Consider the following 17,752-nt stretch of genomic DNA (forward strand, 5'->3'; position numbering starts at 1 on the left):
GATCCTGCTCGCGAACCGTTCCGGAGGGTGTGTCCGGGGTGTGTCCGGAGGGTGTGCCCGGGAGGGGTGTATCCGTTGGTGTTCCGGACGGTGTAACCGCATTCCATTACCCGGCCAGGTGAATCACCGCCCGGGCATATCGGCTGAACGGGTGAAAACCAGCCCGAAGGCTCCGTAAGACGGCAGTACCATCCGGCAGCATGACCTCTTCCACGACCGCCGCAACGCCTGGGCAGCAGGAATCCCCTCTGGGCACCCTCACCGTCATCCCCTGGACCAATGAGCCCGAGGCCGACTCCGACTCGCCCGTGACGCCGTTCCTGATGGTGTACTCGCTCGGGGACGGCAGCGACGGTCCCGAGGCCGGGTCGGAGGCACTGCGCGACCAGCTGGAGAAGATCGGCCTGTCGATCGGCGACAAGGTGACGGACCTCTCCCGCGAGACCCGGATCCCGGTCACACTGCTGGTGGAGGCCGAACAGGCGGTGCTCAACCTGCCGTTCATGAGGGTGCAGTGCCCGGTGCCGCCGCAGTGGGAGAAGGCCGCCCACGAGAGCGGCAAGGCCTATCTCATCTGCTCGCTGCGCCCGTGGCCCGAGGCGGTGCAGGGCAAGCCGGTCAGCGAGGAGCAGCTTCGGGCGTTCCTCGCGGACGAGGAGATGGTGGCGCGCAGCGCCCACTGCCTGCTGCCCGTGCGCCGGGTGCGCACCTGACCCATCGACCGAAGGGGCCCCGGCAGCAGGCGTGTTGACCTGGCGCCGGGGCCTTCCCTCGTTTCGGTGGAAGAAAACGGGTAAAACCGCAATGAAAGGATTCCGCGTGTAACGTCGCCGCCATGACGATGACGCGCGTGAAGGACGAGGCTTCCCTCGCCCGGAACGAGGAGCCCGAGCAGGACACGACGGTCGGTGCGGGCCGGGCGTTCGCCTGGACGCTGGTGGTCACGGGCGCGGCGGGACTGCTCGCGGCGTGGGTGATCACGCTCGACAAGTTCAAGCTGCTGGAGGACCCGAACTTCACCCCGGGCTGCAGCCTGAACCCGGTCGTCTCCTGCGGCAACATCATGAAGAGCGACCAGGCCGCCGTCTTCGGCTTCCCCAACCCGATGCTGGGGCTCGTCACCTACGGCATGGTCGTCGCCATCGGCGCCGCGCTTCTGGCGGGGGCGCGGCTGCGGCGCTGGTACTGGCTGGGGCTGAACGCCGGGACGCTGTTCGGGGTCGGCTTCTGCACCTGGCTGATGCACCAGTCGCTCTACGAGATCAACGCGCTCTGCCTGTGGTGCTGTTCCGCATGGATCGCGACGCTGGTCATGTTCTGGTGCGTGACCTCCCACACCGTACGCAACGGCCTCCTGCCGGCCCCGCGCGCGGTGCGCGGCTTCCTGGACGAGTTCGCCTGGGTGCCGCCCGTCCTGCACACCGGGATCATCGGGATGCTGATCCTGACCCGCTGGTGGGACTTCTGGACCGGCTGACCGGCGACACGGGCCGACCGCGACCCGAGCCGGCCACGGGGCTGACCCCGACCGGAGCCGACCGCGGCGCCGCCTCTGCGGCCAGTCGGGAACGGCGCAACAAAAACCCCAGGTCGAGAGTGTCCGACCTGGGGTTTTTCTCTGAGCCGCCTTCGGGATTCGAACCCGAGACCTACGCATTACGAGTGCGTTGCTCTGGCCAACTGAGCTAAGGCGGCATGCCGTGCGATCCCTGTCGGGTGCAGCAGCGGGGACAAGTCTACACAGGTCCGGGGGGTGCTTCGCACACGCGTCAGCGGCAGCGCTTGCCGGGCGGGGGGACCGTGCCGTCGAGGAGGTAGGTGTTGATGGCGGTGTCGATGCAGTCGCTGCCACGGCCGTATGCCGTATGGCCGTCGCCCTCGTAGGTCAGGAGCGTGCCGGAGGAGAGCTGGGCGGCGAGGGACTGGGCCCACTTGTAGGGGGTGGCGGGGTCGCGGGTGGTGCCGACGACGACGATGGGGGCGGCACCGGCGGCCTCGATGCGGTGGGCGGCGCCGGTGGCCTTGGTGGGCCAGTACGCGCAGTTCAGCGATGCCCAGGCCAGTCCCTCGCCGAAGACGGAGGAGGCCTTCTCGAAGGACGGGACGGCGGCGGCGACCTGCTCGGGGCTGGTGAAGGCGGGCGGCTGGTCGAGGCAGTTCACGGCGGCGTTGGCGTACATCAGGTTCGAGTACGTGCCGTCCTCCTCGCGCTCGTAGTAGCTGTCGGCGAGGGCCAGGAGGGCGGATCCCTCGCCGCCCATGGCGCGGGTGAGGGCCTCACGCAGCTGCGGCCAGGCGGACTCGTCGTACATGGCGGCGATCACGCCCGTGGTGGCGAGGGCCTCGCCGAGCTCGCGGCTCTCGCCGGTGGGGATGGGCTGCTCGTCGAGCGCGGCGAAGAACGCCTTGAGGCGGGCGGCCGCGGCGGTGGGCGACCCGGTGCCCAGCGGACAGTCGGACTGCTCGACGCAGTCGGCGGCGAAGGAACGGAAGGCGGTCTCGAAACCGGCCGTCTGGTCGCGGTTGAGCTCGGCGGTCGGCAGGGACGGGTCCATCGCGCCGTCCAGGACGAGCCGCCCGGTGCGGGAGGGGAACAGCTCGGCGTACGTCGCGCCGAGGAACGTGCCGTACGAGGCGCCGACGAAGTTCAGCCGCTTGTCGCCCAGCACCTCGCGGAGGATGTCCATGTCACGGGCGGTCTCGACGGTCGAGACGTGGGGCAGGATCCGGCCGGAGCGCTTCTGGCAGCCGGCCGCGAAGCTCTTGAAGGAGGCGGCGAGGCGTGCGGTCTCGGCCCCGTCGTCCGGGGTCTGGTCCACCTGGGTGTACGCGTCCATCTGCGGGCCGTCGAGGCAGTGGACCGGCTCGCTGCGGGCCACGCCGCGCGGGTCGACGGCGACGATGTCGTAACGGGCCCGGACGGGGGCCGGGTACCCGACGCCCGCGTACCCCTGGAGGTAGCCGACCGCCGAACCGCCCGGGCCGCCCGGGTTGACCAGCAGCGAGCCCAGGCGCTTGCCGGGACCGGTGGCCTTGGCGCGGGACACGGCGAGCTTGATCTGTTCGCCGTCCGGGTCGGCGTAATCGAGCGGGGCCTTCATGGTGGCGCACTCGAAACCGGGGGCGCCGCATGCGTGCCAGGTCAGCCGCTGGCCGTAGTACGCCTTGAGCCGCTCGGCCGAGGCGATCGAGGCCGACGCCTGGGCGGAGGCGGCAGGGGTGGAGCCCCCCTCCGTGCAGCCGGCCAGGAGCAGGCCGAGGAGCGAGGCGGTGACGGCGGACGTGCGGAGCAGACGGCTGGAGTCCATCCCCGGAGAGTATCCGTCTGATCACGCTTTGTGGCCGTGGCCACCCGTACGGGTTACCCCTGGCGGAGGGCCATCGTCATCGCCTCCACCGCGAGCAGGGGAGCCACATTGCGGTCCATGGCCTCGCGGCAGGCGAGGACCGCCTCGATCCGGCGCAGGGTCCGCTCCGGTGTCGACTCGCGGGCGATCCGGTCCAGCGCGTCGCGCACGTCCTCGTTCGCCAGTGCCGTGCCCGCGCCGAGCTGGAGCGCCAGCACGTCACGGTAGAAGCTCGTCAGCTCGCCGAGCGCCAGGTCCAGGCTGTCGCGCTGGGTACGGGTCCGGCGGCGCTTCTGCTTGTCCTCCAGCTCCTTCATCGCACCCGCCGTGCCGCGCGGCATCCGGCCGCCGGGGGTGCCGCCCAGCGCCGCCTTCAGCTCCTCGGTCTCCTTGACGTCGGTTCCCTCGGCGACCTCCTTGGCGTCCTCGGACGCCGCGTCGATCAGCTCCTGGGCCGCCTTGAGGCAGCCGCCGATGTCCGCCACCCGCAGGGGCACCTTGAGGACCGTCGCCCGGCGGGCCCGGGCGCGCTCGTCGGTGGCCAGGCGACGGGCGTGGTCGATGTGGCCCTGGGTGGCGCGGGCGGCGGCGTACGCGGCCTCCGGCTCGATGCCGTCGCGCCGGATCAGGACGTCGGCGACGGCCTCGACCGGCGGCGTGCGCAGGGTGAGGTGACGGCAGCGGGAGCGGATGGTGGGCAGGACGTCCTCGATGGACGGTGCGCACAACAGCCACACCGTGCGCGGAGCCGGCTCCTCCACGGCCTTCAGGACGGCGTTGGCCGACTTCTCGTTCAGCCGCTCGGCGTCCTCGACGAGGATGACCTGCCAGCGCCCGTTCGCGGGTGACGTGAACGACTTGCGGACCGTGTCCCGCATGTCGTCGACCAGGATCTGGGTGCCCACGGCGGCGACCGTCGAGACGTCCGCGTGCGTGCCCACCAGGGCCGTGTGGCAGCCGTCGCAGAACCCGCAGCCCGGTTCGCCGCCGAGCGCCCGGTCGGGGCTGACGCACTGCAGTGCCGCGGCGAAGGCCCGGGCGGCGGTGGTGCGCCCGGAGCCGGGCGGGCCGGTGAACAGCCACGCGTGCGTCATCTTCGACGCGTCGGGCGGTGCGGTGCCGCCCGCGTCGGCGGTGACGAGCGCGTCGGCGTCGCGGGCGGCGGCGCGCAACTGCTCCTGGATCCGGTCCTGGCCGACCAGGTCGTCCCACACGGGCATGGGTCACCGCCTTCCTGCGTACGTGTCTCGGTCCGGCTTCCCGGTGTGGTTCGTGATCCGGCTGCCCGGTGCGGGTTCCATTGTGGGGCAGGGGTCTGACAGCAGAGGTCCGACGGCGGGCGCCGGGCCACCGGGCCGTCAGCACCCGGCTCCGTCAGGACCGGCGGCGGCCGTCCCCGCGTCCGTAGTCCTCGTCGTCGTGCGGGCCGAGCAACTCGTCCGCGAGGGTCGGCAGGTCGTCCAGCGGGGTCTCCTCCGCCCAGTCCGAGCGGCGCCTCGGCCTGCCCTGCTCGTCGACCTGCGGCAGCTCACGGGTCCGCTCGGGGCCCGGCCTGTCGGGCTCCTCGTCCCGGAAGAAGCCCGGCGGCACGCGGTCGGCAGGCCCCCCGTCCCGCACGGGCGGGAGGACGGCCGTCTCCTCGGCGTCCGAGGGCGCGGCCGGGCCGCTGTCGCGCACCGGCCGCAGAACGGTCGTCTCGTCATCGGCCCGCCCGGCGTCCTGGACGTCCCGTACGGGAGGCAGCACGGCCGTCTCGTCGGCGGCAGGGGACGCGGCCTCGTCACGGACGCGCGGGAGGAGGGCCGTCTCGTCGTCGTCCTTGCGCATGTTGACGCGCGGGGCCGGGACTTCCTGGGTCTCCTGGTCCGGGTTCACCACCGGCGTCGGCACCGTGATCTCGGCAGCGGACTCGGTGGCGGACGCGGCAGCCGACGCCGCGGCGGCAGCCTCCGCGAGACGCCGTGCCTCCTCGGCGCGCAGCAGGGCCTCCTCGGCCTTGCGCTGCTTCTCCAGGCGCCGTGCCTCGGCCTCGGCCCGCAGCCGCTCCTGCTCCTCCTTGAGCTTGCGCAACCGCTCCTGCTCCTCGTGGCGGGCCTTCTCCTCGGCCTCGCGGCGCCGCCGCTCCTCCTCGGCGAGACGGCGCGCCTCCTCCGCCCGCCGCCTTGCCTCCTCGGCCTGCCGCTCGGCCTCGCGCTGACGCGCTTCCTCCTCCTCGCGGCGCTTGCGCTCCTCCTCCTCGGCGCGCAGCTTGGCGAGCTGTTCCTGGCGCTCGCGCTCCAGGCGCTCCTCCTCGGCCTTGCGCGCCGCCTCTTCCTCGGCCTTGCGCCGGGCTTCCTCCTCGGCGCGCTTGCGCGCCTCCTCCATGGCCTTCACCTCGGCCTCGGAGAGCGGCAGCATTTGGTCGAGACGGTGGCGTACGACGGTGGTGACCGCCTCCGGCTCCTGGCCGGCGTCCACCACCAGGTACCGGCCCGGGTCCGCCGCCGCGAGGGCGAGGAATCCGGCCCGTACACGCCGGTGGAACTCCGCCGGCTCCGACTCCAGCCGGTCCGGTGCCTCGGTGAACCGCTCCCGCGCGGTCTCCGGCGAGACGTCCAGCAGGACGGTCAGGTGCGGTACGAGACCGCTGGTCGCCCAGCGCGAGATGCGGGCGATCTCGGTCGGCGACAGGTCACGGCCGGCGCCCTGGTAGGCCACGGACGAGTCGATGTACCGGTCGGAGATGACGATCGCGCCGCGCTCCAGGGCCGGGCGGACCAGCGAGTCGACGTGCTCGGCGCGGTCGGCCGCGTACAGCAGGGCCTCCGCGCGGTTGGACAGCCCGGCGCTCGACACATCGAGGAGGATCGAGCGCAGCCGCTTGCCGATCGGTGTGGCGCCCGGCTCGCGCGTGACGACCACCTCGTGGCCCTTGGCCCGGATCCACTCGGCCAGCGCCTCCACCTGCGTGGACTTGCCTGCCCCGTCACCACCCTCCAGTGCGATGAAGAAACCGGTCTTCGACGGGGCCTGCGCCGGGTCCGCGCCGCGCAGCGCGTCGCGCAGGTCGCGGCGCAGCGGCACCCCGGAGCGGTCGTCGGTCTTGGCCAGTACCAGCGCCGCGACGGGCAGCAGCAGGGCGCCGACCAGCATCAGCGTGAAGGCGGCACCGCCGTGGGCGAAGACGAAGTCGCCGCCGGCGAGCCGGTGCGGGCCGATGGCGGCGGCGAGCAGCGGGGCGGCCAGCGCGCCGAGCGCGATGGAGACCCGTACGACGGCGTGGAGGTGCTCGGTGAGACGCGGCCGCCGGTACTCCTCCGTCTCCTGGTCCAGCAGGGTGTGCCCGGTGTTGGCCGCCACACCGGCCGCGAATCCCGCGCCGAGCGCGATGAACAGCACGGTCGCCGTGTCCGGCACCAGGCCCACGGCGAGCAGGGCGACGCCCGTGACGGCGATCGCCAGCGCCAGCAGGCGGCGGCGGGACAGGGCGGGCAGGACGAACGGAGCGCGTCGGATGCCGAGGGCGGTCCCGCCGATCAGCGCCAGCACCAGGAGCGCGAAAGCGACGGGCCCACCGCCGAGGTCGCTGCCGTGCAGCGCCGCGACGGCGGTGGCGGACGCGACGGCTCCGGCGACGGCGGCGCACGCGAGCACCAGCAGCGGTATGGCCCCCGTACGGCCCTTGTCGACGCCGCTTCCGGTCGACGGGCGGCGCAGGCCCTCCAGCGGGGAGCGGGGGCGCGGGGTCTGGGCGTCGGGCAGTTCCAGGAAGTACAGGACGGAGACGGACGCCGCGAACAGGCCGGCCGCGACGTACGAACCGAGGGCCGCCTGGTGGGTGGTGAACCAGTCGATGCCCGTCCCGAGCACATTGCCGACGAGTGTGGCGACGAGGAGCGCGGCCGCCGCGCCGGGGATGGCGGCGAAGCTCGTGCGCAGCGACAGCCGCCGCAGGGCGTCCATGTGGTCCGGCAGCGGCCGTACGGCGGCTCCCTCCGCCGGCGGGGCGGGCAGCAGCGCGGGGGCCGCGCCCTCCTTGGCCACGGTCCAGAAACGCTCGGCGACGCCGGCCAGGAAGGCGGTCCCCAGGAGGAACACGAGGGCCTGGTCGGGCATCCAGTCGATCCACAGCGGCGCGATGACCAGCAGCCCGACGCGTACGCCGTCGGCACCGACCATGGTCCAGCGGCGGTCCAGCGGGCCCTTGGGGGCGGTCAGCGTCGTCAGCGGGCCGAGCAGAACGGCACCGAAGAGGAAGGTGGACAGGATCCGCGCCCCGAACACCGCGGCGACCGCGAAGGCCGCCCCCCGGTACCCGCCGCCGAAGGCTCCCTCGACCACCGCCGCCTGCAGCGCCAGCAGCACCAGCACGAGCAGGGCGAGTGCGTCACCGATCCCGCCGACGAGCTGCGCGCTCCACAACCGCCTCAGCGGCGGGGTGCGCAACAGAGCCCGTACGGCGCGCTCGCGGGAGTCCGCGGCAAGTGCGGCGTCGGAGTCTGAGGTGGGGCTCAAGACCGTTGGCTGCTCGGCTCGCGTCATCCCATCAGCCTATCCGGACGGACCGACACCCAGTCGTCCCCACCCGTACAAACGCCCCGGCCCCGGGAGGGCCGGGGCGCCGTGGCGCGCAGTCGGCGCGCGCCCGGGGCTTCCCGGGATCAGTCGTCCGACGCGGCAGAGGAGGCCGAAGCGGCGGACGAGGCCCTGGACGCCGTGGCCTTTTTCGCCGTTGTCGCCTTCGCCGTCGTCTTCTTCGCCGTCGTCTTCTTCGCCGTGGTCGTCTTCTTCGCGGCCGTCTTCTTGGCCGTCGTCGTCTTCGCTGCGGTCTTCTTCGCCGGGGCCTTCTTGGCCGCCGCCTTCTTGGCGGTCTTCTTCGCCGGGCCCTTCGCCCGCTTCTCCGCCAGCAGCTCGTAACCGCGCTCGGGCGTGATCGTCTCCACGCTGTCGCCGGTCCGCAGCGTCGCGTTCGTCTCGCCGTCCGTGACGTACGGACCGAAGCGGCCGTCCTTCACGACCACCGGGCGCTCGCTGACCGGGTCGGTGCCCAGCTCCTTCAGCGGGGGCTTGGCGGCGGCGCGGCCACGCTGCTTCGGCTGGGCGTAGATCGCCAGGGCCTCGTCCAGCGTGATGCTGAAGAGCTGCTCCTCGTTCTCCAGCGACCGCGAGTCCGTGCCCTTCTTCAGGTACGGGCCGTACCGGCCGTTCTGGGCGGTGATCTCGACGCCCTCCGCGTCGGTGCCCACGACGCGGGGAAGCGACATCAGGCGGAGCGCGTCCTCCAGGGTCACCGTGTCGAGGGTCATCGACTTGAAGAGGGAGGCCGTACGCGGCTTCACCGCGTTCTTGCCGGTCTTCGGGGTGCCCTCGGGAAGGACCTCCGTGACGTACGGGCCGTAACGGCCGTCCTTGGCGACGATCTGGTGCCCGGTCGCCGGGTCCGTACCGAGCTCGAAGTCGCCGCTCGGCTTGGCCAGCAGCTCCTCGGCCAGCTCGACCGACAGCTCGTCGGGCGCCAGGTCCTCCGGCACGTCGGCGCGCTGGTGGCCCTCCGCGTCCTTCTCGCCGCGCTCGATGTACGGGCCGTAGCGGCCGACCCGCAGCACGATGCCGTTGCCGACGGGGAAGGAGGAGATCTCCCGGGCGTCGATCGCGCCCAGGTCGGTGACCAGCTCCTTCAGGCCGCCGAGGTGGTCGCCGTCGCCGTTGCCGGCCTCGGCGGCGCCCCCGGCCGCCGCGCCGTCGCCCTCGCCGAAGTAGAACCGCTTCAGCCACGGCACGGCCTGCGCCTCGCCGCGCGCGATGCGGTCGAGGTCGTCCTCCATCTTCGCGGTGAAGTCGTAGTCGACGAGCCGGCCGAAGTGCTTCTCCAGCAGGTTGACGACGGCGAAGGAGAGGAAGGACGGGACGAGGGCCGTGCCCTTCTTGAAGACGTACCCGCGGTCCAGGATCGTGCCGATGATCGACGCGTACGTCGACGGGCGGCCGATCTCGCGCTCTTCCAGCTCCTTGACCAGCGAGGCCTCGGTGTAGCGGGCCGGCGGCTTGGTGGCGTGGCCGTCCGCCGTGATCTCCTCGGCGGTCAGCGCGTCGCCCCGGGCGACCTGCGGCAGCCGGCGCTCACGGTCGTCGAGCTCGGCGTTCGGGTCGTCGGCGCCTTCGACGTACGCCTTCATGAAGCCGTGGAAGGTGATCGTCTTTCCGGACGCGGAGAACTCGGCGTCCCGGCCGTCGCTCGCCCGGCCGCCGATCTTGACGGTGACGGAGTTTCCGACGGCGTCCTTCATCTGGGAGGCGACCGTCCGCTTCCAGATCAGCTCGTAGAGCTTGAACTGGTCACCGGTCAGGCCGGTCTCCGCGGGCGTGCGGAAACGATCACCCGAAGGGCGAATCGCCTCGTGCGCCTCCTGCGCGTTCTTGACCTTGCCGGCGTACACGCGCGGCGTGTCGGGCAGGTAGTCGGCACCGTACAACTGCGTCACCTGGGCCCGGGCCGCCGCGACGGCGGTCTCGGACAGGGTGGTCGAGTCCGTACGCATGTACGTGATGAAGCCGTTCTCGTACAGCTTCTGCGCGATCTGCATGGTCGCCTTGGCACCGAAGCCGAGCTTGCGGCTGGCCTCCTGCTGGAGGGTGGTGGTGCGGAAGGGCGCGTACGGGGAGCGGCGGTACGGCTTCGACTCGACGGAGCGGACGCTGAACGACGTGTCGGCGAGCGCGGCGGCGAGGGCGCGGGCGTTCGCCTCGTCCAGGTGCAGGACCTGGCCGGAGGACGCCTTCAGCTGTCCGTCGGAGCCGAAGTCGCGGCCCTGCGCGACGCGGCGGCCGTCGACCGTGGCCAGGCGGGCGACGATGTTCGAGGGATCGGACGCGTCACCGGCGCGGCCGGTGGCGAACGTGCCGGTCAGGTCCCAGTACTCGGCGGAGCGGAACGCGATGCGCTCGCGCTCCCGCTCGACGACGAGGCGGGTGGCGACGGACTGCACACGGCCGGCGGACAGCCGGGGCATGACCTTCTTCCACAGGACCGGCGAGACCTCGTAGCCGTAGAGGCGGTCGAGGATACGGCGGGTCTCCTGGGCGTCGACCATGCGCTTGTTCAGCTCGCGCGGGTTGGCGACGGCGGCCTGGATCGCGTCCTTGGTGATCTCGTGGAAGACCATCCGGTGGACCGGGACCTTGGGCTTGAGGACTTCCATGAGGTGCCAGGCGATTGCCTCGCCCTCGCGGTCCTCATCGGTGGCGAGGAAGAGCTCGTCGGACTCGGCCAGCTGCTCCTTGAGCTTCCTGACCTGGGCCTTCTTGTCCGCGTTGACGACGTAGATGGGCTGGAAGTCGTGTTCGACGTCCACGCCCAGACGGCGTACCTCGCCGGTGTACTTCTCGGGCACCTCGGCGGCGCCGTTGGGGAGGTCGCGAATGTGCCCGACGCTCGCCTCGACGACGTAGCCAGGGCCGAGGTAGCCCTTGATCGTCTTCGCCTTGGCAGGCGACTCGACGATGACGAGTCGGCGGCCGCCCTGTGCGGTCTCGCTGGTCGGGGACAACTTCGCTCTTCTCTCCGGTCGACGCTCGGTGGCGCGTGCCGCGCGGTGTGGTCCCACCGCGTGCACTCCTTGCGCACTGCGCACTGCCGTGACGCTGTGCTCTGGCGCTGCTTACGCTGCTGTCGCTGCGGAGTGTGACGGTACAACCCGCCCCCGTGTCAAACGGCAAAAGACCGCAACGGCCACTCGAACGGTAACCCGAGTCCGGGCATTCCTGCCGCCCGGACTCCCTTCAGACCCGTTTCCGGACCCGGAGCCCCCTGTTCCGCCGCACGGTCAGGCGCGGCCGAAACACCACACCCCGAGGATGAGGAAAGCCGCTCCCATCGAGGTCGCGAACGTGATCGCCGCCAGCGGACTTACGCCCAGCGCGACCGGCGCCCGGTGCAGCGCACGTGTCGCGGTCCACAGCAGCAGCCCCGCGCCGAACAGCGTGAACGCCGCGCCGGCGAAGATTGCCGGTCCGCTCTCCATGTCCGTACCCCGTTCCTCGGTGATCCCCTGGTTGCCCCGAGGGGGAGGCTGACACCTCCGGGCATCCTGAGCGCGAATTGCGGGTGAACGGCACGGTGAACGCACCACGCGTTCACCCACGCGGCGCCGCCGCGGGGGGCGGGTCCGGGGCGGGGCGGGTCCGGGGTGGGGCGGGGCGGATCTGGGGGGCGGGTCTGGGGTGGGGCGGGGTGCGTGCGTGGGGGTGTTGCGGGAGCGGGGCGGGCCGGGTGCGGGGCGGGTTCCGGTGGGTGGGCGGTGCGGGACGGGGTCTGGGCGGGTGCGGGACGGGCGGGTGCCGGGGCCGGTACCGGGGGACGCGGTCCGGAGGCGGGGCGGGCACAGGCGCGGGGGGCGGGGCACGGTCCGGGGCGCGGCTCCCGGGCGTACGGGCAGGCGCGGGTTCGGGGCGCCGCTCCCGGGCGTACGGGCGGTCCGGGCAGCGCGCGGTCCGGGGCGGCGCGCGGTCCGGGGCGGATGCGTCTCGGGGTGGGCGCCCGCTCCGGGACCGGGCCGTCCGCGGCAGGCGCCCCCGTGGCCGCCCGCCCCTGGCCGGAAGCGGCCCGGTCGGAGCCGCTCGGGCGCGGCGCTCCGGGCAGGGAGCCGCCCCTCACGCCGCGGCGCGGGGGCCGGGGCGCACGGGTGCGCGGCGTGCGACGGGGCGGTCGCCGTCCCGGTCGGCCACCTCGGAGGGCGGGCGGCCACCGTCGCGGCAGGCCGCCCGGGCGCGAGGCGAAGGTTGGCCGGTTCACGTCCCCTCCCGGGGTCTACCGCGCCGACGGACGTCGCCGTCGTCACATCCCGGTCGCCGGCTCCAGGAACCCTTCCTCCACCAGGAGCCGGATCGCCTGGGGAGTGCGGTCCCGCAGCAGCACCGGGTCCTCGCCCATCAACTGGGCGATGGCGTCCAGGATCCGCCCCGCGCTGAGCGTCCCGTCGCACACACCCGCGAAGCCCGCGCCGACGGCGTCCACCTTGGTGGCGCGGCGCATGCCCCGGTTCTGCCGGAGCACCACGTGCTCCGGATCCTCCGCGCCCGGCAGCCCGACCTGCTCCTGCATCACCTCCGGTACCAGCACGAAGTGGTCGGCGAGCAGATCCGCGTCGTCGCGCGTCCGCAGATAGTCCTGGCGCGCGAAGTGCGCCCGTACCGTCTCACCGAGCGGCTGCTCCACCGGGTGCGGCCACTCCTCGATGACGATGGACGGCTTCTCCGCACCGGACTTGCGGAGCGTGATCCAGCCGAAGCCGATCGCCTTGGTCTTCCGCTGCTCGAACTCGTCCAGCCACGCCTCGTACCGCTCCACGTACCGCTCCGGATCGCCCTGGTGATCCCCCGCGTCCCGCAGCCACAGCTCGGCGTACTGCGTCACGTCCTGCACCTCGCGCTGCACGATCCAGGCGTCGCACCCGCGGGGCACCCAGGAACGCAGCCGCTCCTGCCAGTCCTCGCCCTCCACGTGCTGCCAGTTGGCGAGGAACTGCGCGAACCCCCCTTCGTTCAGCCGCTCTCCCGCCCGCTGGACGAGCGACCGGCACAGATCGTCGCCGCCCATCCCGCCGTCCCGGTAGGTCAGCCGGGCGCCGGTGTCCCCCGTGCCGGAGGCCAGGGGAGAAATGACGAACGGCGGGTTCGACACGATCAGGTCGTACGTCTCCGACGCCACCGGCTCGAACAGCGAACCGGTGCGCAGGTCCGCCTCCGGCGCCCCGGACAGCGCGAGTGTGAGCCGGGCGAACTCCAGCGCCCGCGGGTTCAGGTCCGTCGCCGTCACACGCGTGGCGTGCTGCGCCGCGTGCAGCGCCTGGATGCCCGACCCGGTGCCCAGGTCCAGGGCCGAGGCGACGGGCGTACGGACCGTGATCCCGGCGAGCGTCGTGGACGCGCCGCCCACGCCGAGGACCACGCCCTCGCCCCGGCCGCTCGCACCCGCCGCACCGCCCACGGCGCAGCCCAGGTCGGAGACGATGAACCAGTCCTGTCCCTCCGGCCCGCCGTACGGCCGTACGTCCACCGTGGCGCGGATCCCGCCGTCGTCCTCCACGACCCACCTGTCGGCGAGCGCCTCGTCCAGCGGCAGGACGGCGCCCGCCCGTTCGTGCGGCACGGGCTGCTGGAGGAGGAAGAGCCGGACGAGCGTGGCGAGCGGGCCGTCCGCACGGGTGGCGCGCAGGGCGGGGACCGTCTCGCTGCGGGCGAGCGCGGCGTAGGCGGGTGCGCCGAGCAGCTCGAGCAGGCCGTCGGCGGTGAAGTCGGCGGCGAGCAGGGCGTCGCGGAGGCGGTCGGCGCGGTCGGGCACCGGGAGGCTGGCGGTAAGGCTGGTCGTACTCACCTGCCCATTGTGACCGCCGCCACTGACAATCGACGCGTCGGCCCGGCCCCCGAACACGGGAACCGGGCCGAAGTCCCTACTCGGCGGCGGGGGCGGAGGCGGAGGCCTGGGCCGGCTTGGCGGAGTTGCCCGCCGAAGCGGACGCGGCCGGGCCCGGCTTGGCCGGCGGGATCGTCGGCGAGACCGACGCCTCGGCCTTGCGGCAACCGGGCTGCTTGGCCATCGCCTGGCCGAGCTGGCCGGACTGCAGCTTCGCCAGTGCGTCCTGGTCCATCTTCTCGATCTTCTTCAGGCCCTCGGCGACGCCCTGCAGCCCGTCGGCGAACTTCTGCTGGTTCTTCGGGTCCAGCGCGTCGACCTGCTTCTTGAGGCCCTCGTACGCCGCGGCCGTGGCGTTGAGCTCCTTGACCGCGTCCTGCTGGAGCTTCTCCCCGTTGTCGACGGGCGGTACGCCCGCGTCCTGCACCGCCTTGGCGAGCGCCTTGTCCGCGTCGGCGATGTCCTGGAAGGCCTTCGAGTCGGCGGCCTGGATGTCGGCGGGCTTGCCGTCCGCCGCCGTCGAGATGATGGTCTGCTGGGCGTTGGCCCGCTTCTGGATCTGCGGCTGCGCCTGGTCGCACACCTTCTTGGCCCAGGCGTCCACCTTGTTCTCGCCGTTGCCGCCGTCTTCGTCGCTGCAACCCGACAGTGCGAGCACCATTACCGCACCGCTGGACAGTGCGGCCGCAAGCTTCTTGTTCACCGGTTTGGTCCCTTCCAAGGCTCTCGGCCCCGGAACATACACGCCAAGTGGGGGACATTCGCATGGCGTGCGACCGTTTCGTACGCTTTTACAACCATTTGTATCAAGAGAGAGAAGGCTCACCGCCGGATGAGCCGAACGGGCGGACGGAACGTCACCGCGTTCCGCCCGCCCGCACTCTGACCGGGTGTTACAGAGTCGCCGCCTTGCCGGCCACCCGCCCGGCCGTGCTGTTGTCCTCGTCACCCATGGCGACCGTACGCCGCTTGGACACGTACACCGCGCCGATGATGACGACGATCGCGAACGCCGCCACCACCGCCCGTACGCCCGCGCTGGCGTCGTCGCCGTAGCTGAACTCGACGACCGCGGGCGCGATCAGCAGCGCCACCAGGTTCATCACCTTCAGCAGCGGGTTGATGGCCGGGCCCGCGGTGTCCTTGAAGGGGTCACCGACCGTGTCACCGATCACGGTGGCGGCGTGGGCATCACTGCCCTTGCCTCCGTAGTGGCCGTCCTCGACGAGTTTCTTCGCGTTGTCCCAGGCGCCTCCGGAGTTGGCGAGGAAGACGGCCATCAGGGTGCCGGCGCCGATGGCGCCCGCGAGGAATGACCCGAGGGCACCCACCCCGAACGTGAAGCCGACGGCGATGGGCGCCATGACGGCGAGCAGACCGGGTGTGGCCAGTTCGCGCAGCGCGTCCTTGGTACAGATGTCGACGACACGCCCGTACTCCGGCTTCTCGCTGTAGTCCATGATCCCGGGATGCTCGCGGAACTGCCTGCGCACCTCGTAGACCACCGCTCCGGCCGACCGCGACACCGCGTTGATCGCCAGTCCGGAGAAGAGGAAGACGACCGCGGCGCCGAAAATCAGTCCGACGAGGTTGTTGGGCTGGGAGATGTCCATGGTCAGGTTCATCTCCGTCGCCTTGGCCCCGACGTCGCGCACGGCGGTGGCGATGGCGTCCCGGTACGACCCGAAGAGCGCGGCCGCCGCCAGTACGGCCGTGGCGATGGCGATGCCCTTGGTGATGGCCTTGGTCGTGTTGCCGACGGCGTCGAGGTCGGTGAGGACCTGCGCGCCCTCGCCCTGGACGTCGCCGGACATCTCGGCGATGCCCTGGGCGTTGTCGGATACCGGGCCGAAGGTGTCCATGGCGACGATGACGCCGACCGTGGTGAGCAGTCCGGTGCCGGCCAGGGCGACGGCGAACAGCGCCAGCGTGATCGACGCGCCGCCCAGCAGGAACGCCCCGTACACCGAGAGGCCGATCAGCAGCGCGGTGTAGACGGCGGACTCCAGACCGATGGAGATGCCGGCGAGGACCACGGTCGCCGGGCCGGTCAGGGAGGACTTTCCGATGTCCCTGACCGGGCGGCGGGTGGTCTCGGTGAAATAGCCGGTGAGCTGCTGGATCAGCGCGGCCAGCACGATGCCGATGGCGACCGCCACCAGCGCGAGGATGCGCGGGTCGCCGCCGTGCGCCCTGATGGCGGCCTCGGTGACGCCTTCGAGGGAGGCGTACGAGGACGGGAGGTAGACGTAGACCGCGACGGCCACCAGCGCGAGCGAGATCACGGCGGAGATGAAGAATCCGCGGTTGATCGCGGCCATCCCACTGCGGTCGGCGCGCCGCGGGGCGACCGCGAAGATGCCGATCATCGCGGTGACCACGCCGATCGCCGGCACGATCAGGGGGAAGGCGAGACCGAGGTCTCCGAATGCCGCCTTGCCGAGGATCAACGCGGCGACCAGGGTCACCGCGTACGACTCGAAGAGGTCGGCGGCCATGCCCGCGCAGTCGCCGACGTTGTCCCCGACGTTGTCGGCGATGGTGGCGGCGTTGCGCGGATCGTCCTCGGGGATGCCCTGCTCCACCTTGCCGACGAGGTCGGCGCCGACATCCGCGGCCTTGGTGAAGATGCCGCCGCCGACACGCATGAACATCGCGATGAGCGCGGCGCCCAAGCCGAAACCTTCCAGCACCTTGGGCGCGTCGGCCGCGTAGACGAGAACCACGCAGGAGGCGCCGAGCAGGCCGAGGCCCACCGTGAACATGCCGACCACGCCACCCGTACGGAAAGCGATCTTCATCGCTTTGTGCGAGACGGTCGTCAGGTCCTTTTGCGGCTCTCCGGGGGCGGAAGTCGCCTCACGCGCGGCTGCCGCCACACGCACATTCGCCCGCACGGCAAGACGCATGCCGATGTAACCGGTGGCCGCCGAGAACAGGGCGCCCACCAGGAAGAACAGTGATCGTCCGGCGCGCTGCGACCAGTTGTCCGCGGGCAGCAGCAGGAGCAGGAAGAACACGACAACCGCGAAGATTCCGAGGGTTCGCAGCTGCCGGGCCAGATAGGCGTTCGCGCCTTCCTGGACGGCCGCCGCGATCTTCTTCATGGCGTCGGTGCCCTCACCGGCCGCCAGTACCTGTCGTACGAGCAGCTGGGCGACGATCAGGGCGGCCAGGGCAACCGCCGCGATGACGACCACGATGATCCGGTTTTCATCGGTGAGTACCGCGGCCGCGAGAGAAGTCGGGTGGTCGGACACTTGTGTGGTGAAGAGCCCCGCCATTCGTCCTCCTTGACGTCAGAAGAGCTCAAGACGTGGACGGATTGTAGGGAGCAGAACCTGATCAAAACAGAGCGCCGTAGAACAGAATTGACCTTTGCTTGCCAGTCGGCAAATGCAGGCCGCATGAAATCCACCCGAAAGCAGTAATGACTTTGAACCATTGACGCGGGGCGGAGCGATCTAGAAAAACAAAAAGGCCCTGCTCAGCAGGGCCTTTCATTTCGCCGGGGGCGGGGTCAGGGGAGCACGGCGGCGGGGTTCGTCGGCCAGGTCATCCGGATGACGCCGCCGGCCTCACCGGCCGAAACCTCGACGTCGTCGACGAGCCCGGTGATGACGGCGAGGCCCATCTCGTCCTCGCCCTCCGCGTCGTCGAACTCCTCGACCGGCGCGGCGCTGCGGGAGCCCGGCACCCCGGCGGCATCGGCCGCCGCGACGCCCGCGCCCGGTACCTCGTCCCCGACCTCGATGGAGAACGTCTTCTCCTCCTCGGTCAGCATGACCCGGATCGGGGAGACCACGTGGTTGCTGCGGTGCAGCCCCACGGCGCGGGAGCAGGCCTCACCGACGGCGAGCCTGACCTCGTCCAGCACGGCTTCGTCGACCCCTGCCCGGCGCGCCACGGCGGCCGCCACCAGACGGGCGGTCCTGACGTGCTCGGGCTGGGCACTGAAGCGGAGTTCAACGGTGGCCATGCGATCCCCCTCGACGTGCGGGCGTGCCTCTCAGAG

The 17,752-nt window shown here is 71.9% G+C and carries 11 protein-coding genes and 1 tRNA gene; 2 read left to right on the top strand and 10 right to left on the bottom strand.

Going from position 1 to position 17,752, the window contains the following annotated elements; translation table 11 throughout:
* Window positions 1–200: 200 nt before the first annotated feature.
* Together ACZ6C1_RS22795 and ACZ6C1_RS22800 are read left to right on the top strand one after the other, a co-directional pair.
* Window positions 201–713: a DUF5949 family protein gene (locus ACZ6C1_RS22795; RefSeq protein ID WP_469243071.1), complete on the top strand. Its 513-nt coding sequence runs from the start codon at window positions 201–203 to the stop codon at window positions 711–713.
* A 128-nt stretch (window positions 714–841) separates the two neighbouring features.
* A complete protein-coding gene (locus tag ACZ6C1_RS22800; protein WP_469243197.1) occupies window positions 842–1,477 on the top strand; it encodes a vitamin K epoxide reductase family protein in 636 nt (211 codons plus the stop codon).
* Window positions 1,478–1,621: 144 nt separating this feature from the next.
* On the opposite strand, the gene ACZ6C1_RS22805 is transcribed toward ACZ6C1_RS22800, so the two are convergent.
* From ACZ6C1_RS22805 to ACZ6C1_RS22850, 10 genes are all read right to left on the bottom strand, one after another.
* A tRNA-Thr gene (locus ACZ6C1_RS22805) sits at window positions 1,622–1,695 on the bottom strand.
* A gap of 74 nt (window positions 1,696–1,769) precedes the next feature.
* Complete coding sequence (locus tag ACZ6C1_RS22810; RefSeq protein ID WP_469243072.1) at window positions 1,770–3,308, bottom strand: alpha/beta hydrolase; 1,539 nt, start codon at window positions 3,306–3,308, stop codon at window positions 1,770–1,772.
* 53 nt (window positions 3,309–3,361) lie between these two features.
* Window positions 3,362–4,567, bottom strand: a complete 1,206-nt coding sequence (locus tag ACZ6C1_RS22815) for a DNA polymerase III subunit delta' (RefSeq protein WP_469243073.1) — start codon at window positions 4,565–4,567, stop codon at window positions 3,362–3,364.
* A gap of 154 nt (window positions 4,568–4,721) precedes the next feature.
* Complete coding sequence (gene tmk, locus ACZ6C1_RS22820; protein WP_469243074.1) at window positions 4,722–7,868, bottom strand: dTMP kinase; 3,147 nt, start codon at window positions 7,866–7,868, stop codon at window positions 4,722–4,724.
* Between the two features lie 119 nt (window positions 7,869–7,987).
* Window positions 7,988–10,873: a type I DNA topoisomerase gene (topA, locus tag ACZ6C1_RS22825; protein WP_469243075.1), complete on the bottom strand. Its 2,886-nt coding sequence runs from the start codon at window positions 10,871–10,873 to the stop codon at window positions 7,988–7,990.
* A gap of 276 nt (window positions 10,874–11,149) precedes the next feature.
* A complete protein-coding gene (locus ACZ6C1_RS22830; protein ID WP_469243076.1) occupies window positions 11,150–11,347 on the bottom strand; it encodes a hypothetical protein in 198 nt (65 codons plus the stop codon).
* A gap of 812 nt (window positions 11,348–12,159) precedes the next feature.
* Window positions 12,160–13,698, bottom strand: coding sequence for a DUF7059 domain-containing protein (locus ACZ6C1_RS22835; RefSeq protein ID WP_469243077.1), 1,539 nt, complete (start codon window positions 13,696–13,698; stop codon window positions 12,160–12,162).
* 76 nt (window positions 13,699–13,774) lie between these two features.
* Window positions 13,775–14,440, bottom strand: a complete 666-nt coding sequence (locus tag ACZ6C1_RS22840) for a small secreted protein (protein ID WP_469243078.1) — start codon at window positions 14,438–14,440, stop codon at window positions 13,775–13,777.
* 190 nt (window positions 14,441–14,630) lie between these two features.
* Window positions 14,631–17,021: a sodium-translocating pyrophosphatase gene (locus ACZ6C1_RS22845; RefSeq protein WP_469243079.1), complete on the bottom strand. Its 2,391-nt coding sequence runs from the start codon at window positions 17,019–17,021 to the stop codon at window positions 14,631–14,633.
* 236 nt (window positions 17,022–17,257) lie between these two features.
* Window positions 17,258–17,716, bottom strand: coding sequence for an ATP-binding protein (locus ACZ6C1_RS22850; RefSeq protein WP_469243080.1), 459 nt, complete (start codon window positions 17,714–17,716; stop codon window positions 17,258–17,260).
* Window positions 17,717–17,752: the final 36 nt, after the last annotated feature.

The organism is Streptomyces sp. NPDC041796 (genome assembly GCF_055590785.1).